A 9431-nucleotide genomic window follows, 5' to 3' on the forward strand; every position below is an offset into this window, starting at 1 on the left:
CAGACATCTGAATCAGAAATATTTCATGACCTATCAGTCAGTTTTTTCCGGTGCGGCGTCCAACTCCAGCATCAACCCGCTCAAACGCTTGACCTTGCGCCGTACCGCCTCTTCAAACACGCCACCCCGGGGCTCGATCAAGCTGAACCAGCGCTTGGCGCGGGTAATACCGGTATAGATCAATTCTTTGGTCAGCACCGGGTTCAAAGCATCCGGCAGGATCAGCGCCGTATGGATGAACTCCGAGCCCTGGGATTTGTGTACGGTCATCGCATACACGGTTTCGACATCATTCAAGCGGCTGGGCAGCACGAAACGTACGCCACCCTGGCCATCGTTACGTGGGAAGGCCACGCGTAGCACGTGGGGGCCGCCATCGCTTTCGGGCAGTTTCAGCGCGATGCCGATGTCCCCGTTCATCAGGCCCAAGCCATAGTCGTTACGGGTCATCAAGACCGGACGGCCCTCGTACCACTGCTCGTCGCCTTCGATCAGGCGGACTTTGCGCAGGGCCGCGGTGATGCGCTGGTTCAGCCCTTCAACCCCCCAGGGCCCTTTGCGCACGGCACAGAGCAATTGGAACGCATCAAAGGCTTGCAACAATTGTTGCGCCCAATAGGTCCAGGCCGGGTCATCGCGCGGCGTATCCAGAGGTGGACGTGCCGATTGCAGCAGGTTCAGGTAGTAGCGATAACCCTGGGCGCCGTCGCCCTGCCCGTCCAGCACCAAGCGCTCAAGGGCGTGGTCATGCTCGCCCTTGAGGCTTAGGCAAAACAGGTCGTCATGACGGCGCGCGGCCAGCAACTGACGTGCCTCTTCGGCATTCTGCTGGTTGACCCGGCGCGCCAGCTGGCCGATGCCGCTGCCTTCGCCGAAACGACGCGAATAGCGCAGCATCACCACCTGCTGGGCCAGGGGATGACGGGCGTCGAGGTCTTCTTGCAGGCCGCTGGCACTGAGGTCTTCGCCGCTGACCGCTTGCAGCCATTGCCGAGTCTGCGGGCTGTACCAGCCGGCTTCGGCGTCACGGCACAAATCGCCGAGTACCGCACCGGCCTCCACCGACGCCAACTGGTCCTTGTCGCCCAGCAATACCAGACGCGCATGGGGCGGCAAGGCATCGAGCAGGTTGGCCATCATTTCCAGGTCAATCATCGAGGCTTCATCCACCACCAGCACGTCCAGCGGCAATGGATTACCCAAGTGATGCCGGAAGTGGCGGGTGCCCGGACGGCTGCCCAACAGGCGATGAACCGTGGTGACCTGGGTCGGGATTTTTTCCCGCACGTCGTCGGGCACTGTCAGTGACAGCACTTGCTGGCTGATGGATTCGGTCAGGCGCGCAGCGGCTTTACCGGTGGGCGCAGCCAGGCGAATACGCAACGGGCTGCCGGACTCCACAGCGGGTGCCTGCAACAACGCGAGCAGGCGCACCACGGTGGTGGTCTTGCCGGTGCCGGGGCCGCCGGTGACGATACTGAAGGCGCCGCGGGTTGCCAGGGCACAGGCAAGCTTTTGCCAGTCAATTACACCGTCGGGCGCCGGTTGGTCGAACAGGCGGTTGAGGCGTTGTGGCAAATCGGCAGCTGCGGGCTCCACGTTCGCAAGGCGCAGGCGCAGGGCGCGGTCGATACGTCGCTCGTAGGTCCAGTAGCGGCGCAGGTACAGGCGCTTGCCAGACAACACCAACGGACGACTCTGGGCCGCGTCGCTGCCATCGACCGCCAGCGCTACCAATGGGCTGCACGCCAGGGCATGGCACCAATGGGCACCGTCCAGGTCGTGCAGCAATTGCGACGGCAGCAGCATGGCGCCAGTGTGCAGGTCGCCTTCGGGCGGCAATGACAGGGCGAAGTCCGGCGCCTTGAGGGTTTCGAACAGGTCAAGGCAGACGTGACCATGGCCCAGTTGATGGCTGGTCAAGGCGGCCGCCAACAAGACCAAGGGGTCGGCCTGGGCGTCAAGCTCATGCAGGAAGCCGACGAAGGCTTTGTCCAGGGCCCGCAACCAGCCACGCTCGACCCAACGCTCAAGCAACTGCACCAGGTCGGTGGCGCGACTCAGCGGTGCCAGCTCCTCTAGCGGTAACGGCGACAGGCTCATAGCAACACTCCTTGTTCCCAGACGGGCTCGACCTTGGGCGGGATAGGCTTGCCCTGGAACAGCAGATCCAGACTTTCGATCAGCTCGCGGGGCGGCCGGGTAAAATACGCCCCCTGGCTCACCGACTGGGTGCCACGCAGAAACAGGTACAGGGCGCCGCCGACGTGCTGGTCGTAGTCATAATCAGGCAGGCGCGCCTTGAGCTGGCGGTGCAGGGCCAGCAGGTAAAGTACGTATTGCAGGTCGTACCGATGCTCAAGAATCGAGTGCTCCATGGCTTGCTGGGTGTAGGCCGAATCGTCGGGGCCGAGCCAATTGGATTTGTAGTCCGCCACGTAGTAGCGGCCATCGTGTTCGAACGTCAGGTCGATAAACCCCTTGAACATGCCGTTGAGCAGCACCGGCTCAGCGGCCACACGGGAAACACCGCCGTGGGTGTGCTGGCACACCAGTTTGTCGAGGGCCAGCACATCGACTGTGTGACTGGCGAACCAGAACTCCATTTCGATCTGGTACTGCTGAAGGCCGCTTAAGGTCACGTGGTCGTTGTACAGCGGCAACGGCGTTTGCAACAGATGACCCAGCCAGCCGCTGAGGGTGACGATCCAGCCTTCCCAGTTGCGGCGGTTACAACGTGCGCCCACGGCTTTTTCGATGGCCTCGGGCGTCACGTTGAAACCCTCTTCACCGGCCCACTCCAACAAGCCGTGGAGGAAGGTGCCTGGATTAGGACCGCGTGGGAAACGATGAATATCACCGCCGGACGCCACCACTTCCCGTGGCGCATCGGGGTCGAGGCGTTCGTCATCGAACAGTTTCTGGGCCTGGGGGCTTTCCGGTGCTTCAAGACTGGCGGCGCTCATGCTGTCGCCAATGCGCAAGGCACTGTAGGAAGCAATCCACCAGTTTTCCGTGGCCTTACGTTCAGGCAGCAATGGTGCGAGCAGGGTCGCTTGATTGCGCGGCGGGTGGAACAGGATGTCTTGGGCGTCCGGCACATGGTCATAACCGATGGCCGCGCAGCCTTGCTGCAAGTCCAGCAACCAGCGCGCCAGACCCGCTGATTCGCCTAACGACGCGCCAGCACCAAGCAAATAGCCCAACGCCGACAGGTGCAAGACCGAGCTGCTGTTATTGCCGCGCTTGAGGTCGGCGATGCCTAGCCAGCAGGCGTGTTTGGCGCGGGTCAAGGCCACATAGAACAAACGCAGGTCTTCGGCCAGGCGCTCATCGTCGGCTTGGGCGATCAGCTCGGCCGTGGGTCGCAGGCTGACGTGGGACTTGCCCTGTCCATCGTGGTAATGCAGCGGCAAGCGACTGCCGTCCACAGGCTTGGCCGAACAGATGAACGGCAAGAACACCAGGTCGTATTCCAGGCCCTTGGATTTGTGGATGGTCACCACTTTGACCAGTTGCTCGTCGCTTTCCAGGCGCAGGATCTGCTCTTCACCGGCCTGTCCCGACAGCGCCAGATGCTCGGCCAAATGACGGATCAACGCCTGCTCGCCATCCTGTTCCGAGGCGGCCTGTTGCAACAATTCACTGAGGTGCAACAGGTTGGTCAGCACCCGCTCGCCATTACTGCGGGCGATGAGGGTTTGCGGCAGCTTGAAGTCGTGGAGCAGGCGACGCAGCATCGGCAACACGCCTTGGGTACGCCAGATGGCACGGTAGCCACGGAACTGCATCACCCGTGATTCCCACGCCAGTTCGTCCTGATTCAGACGCTCCAGCTCCGATAGGGACAAATTCAGGGTGACGCAGGCCAGGGCGGCACGCAGCGGGCGTTCGACATCGGGTTCGGCGCAAGCCTTCAACCAGGCCAACAGGTCATGGGCTTCCTGGGCGGCAAACACCGAGTCTTTATCCGACAGGTACACACTGCGCACGCCACGGCTGGCCAGTTCGGCACGCACGGCCTGGGCTTCCTTGCCATCGCGCACGAGGATGGCGATGTCTGACGGCAACACGCCCTTGAGGTTACCCTCTATTACAAAGCCCGCCGTGCCTTGCTGCCCACCGTTGAGCAGCGCAACGATTTGCGTGGCGCAGGCGGCGGCCAGGTGTTGACGGTAAACCACGTTGGAAATCGGCTGGTCGGTGGGCAGGTGCCAAAGGTTCATGGCCGGCATTGGTTGGCCGTCGACCTGCAGGTGTTCGCTGCGGCCTTGGGACAGCACCGGGTGAAACGGCACCGGGTTATCCCCATTGGGCTCACGGAACAGGAACGCACCACGACCGGTTTCCGCACGCTGGAACACGTGATTCACCGCCTCGACCATCGCATGGCTGGAGCGGAAGTTGGTGCCCAGGGTGTGATGACGGCCGGTGGTGGATTGCCGGGCGCGCAGGTAGGTGTAGATGTCGGCGCCGCGAAAGGCGTAGATCGCCTGCTTGGGGTCGCCGATCAGGAACAGGCCGCTGTCGAGGTGGTTTTCTTCGATGCGGTAGATGCTGTCGAAGATGCTGTATTGCACCGGGTCGGTGTCCTGGAATTCATCGATCAGGGCCACCGGGAATTGCTCGCGGATCACGCTGGCCAGGCGCTCGCCACCGTCTGCCTGGAGGGCGGCGTTGAGGCGGATCAGCATGTCGTCAAACCCCATCTCGGCGCGGCGACGTTTCTCTTCCTCGAAGCGTTTGCCGACCCAGCCGGCAGCGTGTTGCAGCACCGCCGCGTCGGGCGTTGGCAAGGCGTCGAGGCTGGCTTTGAGGCTGGCCATGGCCTCGATGCCAGGGTGCTGCGGCGGCTCGCCTTTCCACGCTTCGGCCATGCCGTCAGGCGTCAGGCGGGTGAAGCCGGTGCCGATGTCCAGTTGTTCCAGGGTTTCGTCAGCGGCCCAGGCGCTGATCTTTTCGAACCAGGGCTCGAAGTAGCGCGCTTGCATCTTGCGCCCATCGACCGCCTTGGCGGCCACGGCTTGCAGGCAGATATCCCGCAGCTCGGCGGCCCATTGTTGCCAGGGTGCCTTGAGAGCAACCAGCGCGGCACGACGTTCTTGCAGGCAGGCGGTGATCAGTTCGGCTGGCTCGCGGGTTTCGTCGGTGGGCCGCTCGCTGCCGAACAACGCACGCACCCGTGGCATCAGCGCCGCGGGGCCGCCCCAATGGTTGCGCACCCAGTTGAGGGCATCGTCGTGCATTGGGTAGCAGAACAATCGCCAGTAGTCGCGCAGCACTTCGCCCAGCAGGTCGCTATGGTCAGTTTCCAGGGTCTGGGTGAACAGGCTGCCGCTGTCGAACGCATGTTCGCGCAGCATGCGCTGGCACCAACTGTGGATCGTCGAGACGGCGGCTTCATCCATCCATTGGGCGGCGATGTCCAGCCGGTTAGCGCAGGCGGGCCATTGCTGCGGTTCATATTGCTCACGCAGGTCGGCAATCAGCGCATCAGGCTGCTCGATTTCGTCACGGAAAAAGCGCGCGGCTTCGGCCAGGCGGATGCGGATGCGTTCACGCAGCTCCTTGGTGGCGGCGTCGGTGAACGTCACCACGAGGATTTGCGGTGGCAGCAGTTCGCGGCCGAAACCGGACTCACCGCCGCCGTGGCCGAGCACCAAGCGCAGGTACAAGGCGGAGATGGTGAAGGTCTTGCCGGTGCCGGCACTGGCTTCAATCAACTGGCTGCCTTTGAGCGGGAACGCCAGGGCCAAGGGTTTGCCGATCATGCGTCAGCCTCCGTGCTGGAAAGCGATCGCCAGGGGGCGTTGATCAGCGGGCGATACAGGGTTTCGCACCAGCCTTCGAACTCTTCACTGGCGACCAGGGCCGCGTAGTCGGGAAATTGCCGCGTAAGGGCAGGCGTTTCGCGGCGTTCGCCGTCTGTGGTGATGCCATCGCCTTCATAGGCTTTGCTCGCTGCCGCTTGGGCCTTGGCGGGGTCAGTCTGGCCGAGCCAGGCGAACGCGGTTTTCACCGCGACCGGTAGCGGCGCGCTCATTCCCGTGTGCCAGGCCAACAGCAGGTTACCGAGGATGTCCTCGGCGCCGGCCTTGTCCAGTGGGGCCAACAACAAGGTGTCGTCACTGGCTACCAGGCCGGTGCTCAAGGGCAGGCCACAGGCGCAGGCCACCACGTGATTGACCCAAGGGCGGATGAGGCGGTGCCACTTGCGTGTCTTGATCGAGCCAATACTGTTGGGGATGGTGGTGACGCTTAACAGTCCGCCATCACTGCGTCGGTGCAGACCGCTGATCCAACCTTCCAGCTGGATACCTTGGTACGCAAAGCTGATCGGTTCAGCGCCAGTATGCGGGGTGGGCCACAGCGCTAGAAGGTGTTGATAGCGTTGCACCAGGTCCGGCAACGGCTCGATCAACTCGTTACGCAGGCATTCACCGAAACCGACCATCGGCAGCAGGCCGCTGCCTTGCAGGCGCAGGGCCTGGGCGTTGAGCGCCTGATCGAGTTGGTCGGGTTGGGTGAGTGCCGCGTTCAGCAGGCTGTCGCTTAAGCTGTAGCGTTGCAATGCGTCCAGCACGAAGGGTTCTTCATCAGCCAGGGGCACTTCAGCGGCTTCGAAGAATACTTTCAGGCGCTGGCTGAAGAAGTGTTTGACCGGATTGCGCAGGAAGTCCTGTAACTGGCCAAGGCTCAGGGGTTCTTCCTGTTGGTGAGGGGTCAAGCCTTGCTCTTGGGTGATGACCGCCGGTGCCTGATGCAGCAATTGCCATTCGCGGGCATAGCTGAACAGCGAATCGCCTTCGTGGAAGTAGCGTGCGCTGAAGGGTTGCAGCGGGTGCTCTTGGGTCATTGCGTCGAGCAGCGGCTGATCATTGTTGGCGTGCTGCCAGCCGCTGTCCAAGTGGTCGCGCAGTTGGCCGATCAGTACCGAGGCCGGGCGATCACTGTTGTCACGGATGCTGCGGCCTACCCAGCTGATATACAGCTGGTCACGGGCTGACAGCAGCGCTTCGAGCAGTAAGTAGCGGTCGTCTTCACGGCGAGAACGGTCGCCGGGGCGGTAATCGCTGCCCATCAGGTCAAAATCCAGGGGTGGCTGGGCCCGCGGGTAATCGCCGTCGTTCATGCCGAGCAGGCAGACCAGCTTGAACGGGATCGCACGCATGGGCATGAGCGTACAGAAATTGACCGCTCCCGCCAGGAAGCGCTGGGACAGGCGCCCCTGATCCAATCCGGCAAGCCATGCCTCACGTACTACCGTAAGGGGTAACTCGTCTTGCAAGCCGACGGATTCGCAGGTTTCCAGCCAGGTTTCTCTTAGCTGTTCGAGCTGGCCCAGCAGGTAGTCATCGTGCTCGCTGCTGGGCAGGAAAAACAGCTGCATCAACCGTTGTAGACGCTCGCCCCAGGCCTGTGGCGCGGCGGGTTCCGATAGCGCTTGATGGGCATCGTGCAAGGCGTCGAGCAAGCCGACCAGCGGGCCGATCAAGGCCGCATCGAGGCCACCGATTTCGTCATAAGGTTCAATACCGTCGCAGGCCGTGCCGGTGCCGACGGCATAGCCCAGCAGCATACGGCGCAGGCCGAATCGCCAGCTGTTCTGCTCCAGTTCCGCGGGCAGGCCCAAACCGGCGCGTTGCTCGGCATTCAGGCCCCAGCGGATGCCGGCCCCTTCGATCCAGCGATGCAAGGTGGGCAGGTCACGCTCTTTGATGGCGAAGCGTTCGCGCAGGGCCGGGACGTCGAGCAGATCGAGGATTTCGCTGACGGGGAAGCGGCTGTCGGGGAGTTTGAGCAGGTGCTCCACAGCAATCAACAGCGGGTCGCGGCCACGTTGACCTTGGTCTGTGAGGGTGAAGGGGATAAAGCGTGGGTCATGGCGTTCGAGCTGGCCGAAGACCGCGCGAATATGCGGTGCGTAGCTGTCGACGTCGGGGACCATGACGATGATATCCCGAGGGCGCAAGGTGGGGTCGGCGCTGAAGCGATGAAGTAATTGGTCGTGGAGGATTTCTACTTCGCGCTGGGCGCTGTGGGCGATATGGAAACGGATCGAAGTATCGCGTTGCAAGTCGACAGCGGGCCACCGTTCACGGGTTTCATTCAACGGGCGCAGTTCAAGGATATCGTCCTGGAGTTGGTTGAGCAGCGTGGTGGGTTCGCTGTCGCTGAACAGGTCGATACGACCGTCGCGAAATGCGGCGCGGTAGCTGTTGGGATCATCGTAGCTGTCCAGCAGACTGATGTAATCACGGCCCTGCTTGCCCCAGGCAGCGAGCAGCGGATGGGCGTGCTGATGCAAAGTTTGTGGGTCGATAGTGACGGGCATGCCCGCTTTGCGCGCCTGGCGTTTGTATTCGTTACGCAGCAAGTCCTTGTCAGCGACGATGTCCGACCAATGATGGCGGCAGGGGTTATGCACGCAGAGCAGGACCTGGCTGAAACGGGCCAGACCCGCCAAGGCTTCCAGCGCCTGGGCCGGCAGCGATGAGATGCCGAAGACGATCACCCGGGGAGGCAAGCCGGGCGGTGCTTGTTCAAGGCTGTTGATGCGCTCGATGAAACGCTGATGTACGCCGGCCCGACTTTCGGCCATGCCTGCTTCACCCACATCCAGCAGCAGCGCGCGCCACAGCTCGGCTTGCCAGCAGTTGGCTGGGTTGAGCGGTTTGGACTCACCTCGACCATTGCGCAGTTGGTGCCGACCTGCGGCCCAATCTTCCAACCAGTCGGCACGGTAGACTTGGTATTGGTCGAAGAGGTCAGCCAGGCGCTCGGCGAGTTGGTAGCGTTTGCGCAGGTCGGTGTCTTGCGTCAGGAAGCGTTGCAGAGGTTCGAAGTGCGGTTGGTCGATCAGCTCGGGTAACAGACGCATGAGGCGCCAGGTCAGCGGGGCTTTATCAAGCAGGGACTTGGGCGGGATTTCGTCGCGGCCCAGGACCATGCGATAGAGCTGCCACATAAAGCTGCCAGGCAGTTGTACGTCGATGGCTGCGGCAATGCCACAGCCGCCCATATCATCTTCTTGCGGATCTTCAGCCAAGGCCAGCTTCAGCCACTGGGCGATGCCGTTACTTTGTACCAGGGCGATTTCGTTTTCCAAAGGCGCCAGTGGGTAACGGCGCATCCAACTGACCACCAGGCTGCGCAGTTCGTCCAGGCGGTTGCCGTGAACCACCATGAATCCAGGGCTGAGGGACGTCGCGTCCGGCATAACGGCTTCCTTGGGAAAAGCAAAATCGAGGGGTGGACTTTAGCACTGTGGCGCACGGGGCGGGCACAGCCTGACAGGCGTGCGGGGACAAGGTGGACACTTTTCGAGCGCGCAAAACAAAACCCCAACTGCTTTCGCAATTGGGGTTTCGGAATTTAATCTTGACGATGACCTACTCTCACATGGGGAAACCCCACACTACCATCGGCGA

At 62.3% G+C, this 9431-nt stretch carries 3 protein-coding genes; all 3 read right to left on the reverse strand.

Going from position 1 to position 9431, the window contains the following annotated elements:
* Positions 1-33: 33 nt before the first annotated feature.
* Genes recD through recC form a run of 3 tightly spaced genes read right to left on the reverse strand, consistent with a single transcriptional unit; the run spans position 34 to position 9220 of the window.
* Complete coding sequence (gene recD, locus BOP96_RS16730) at positions 34-2103, reverse strand: exodeoxyribonuclease V subunit alpha (RefSeq protein WP_073453390.1); 2070 nt, start codon at positions 2101-2103, stop codon at positions 34-36.
* Positions 2100-5771, reverse strand: coding sequence for an exodeoxyribonuclease V subunit beta (recB, locus tag BOP96_RS16735; protein WP_073453392.1), 3672 nt, complete (start codon positions 5769-5771; stop codon positions 2100-2102). Before recB ends, recD begins: the two co-directional genes overlap by 4 nt.
* Positions 5768-9220 carry an exodeoxyribonuclease V subunit gamma gene (gene recC, locus BOP96_RS16740; RefSeq protein ID WP_073453394.1) on the reverse strand — a complete coding sequence of 1151 codons (3453 nt, stop codon included), beginning with the start codon at positions 9218-9220 and terminating at the stop codon, positions 5768-5770. The genes recB and recC overlap by 4 nt, the downstream gene beginning before the upstream one ends.
* Positions 9221-9431 lie beyond the last annotated feature (211 nt).

It is taken from the genome of Pseudomonas sp. FSL W5-0203 (assembly GCF_001896155.1).
Taxonomy (GTDB): Bacteria; Pseudomonadota; Gammaproteobacteria; order Pseudomonadales; family Pseudomonadaceae; genus Aquipseudomonas; species Aquipseudomonas paracarnis.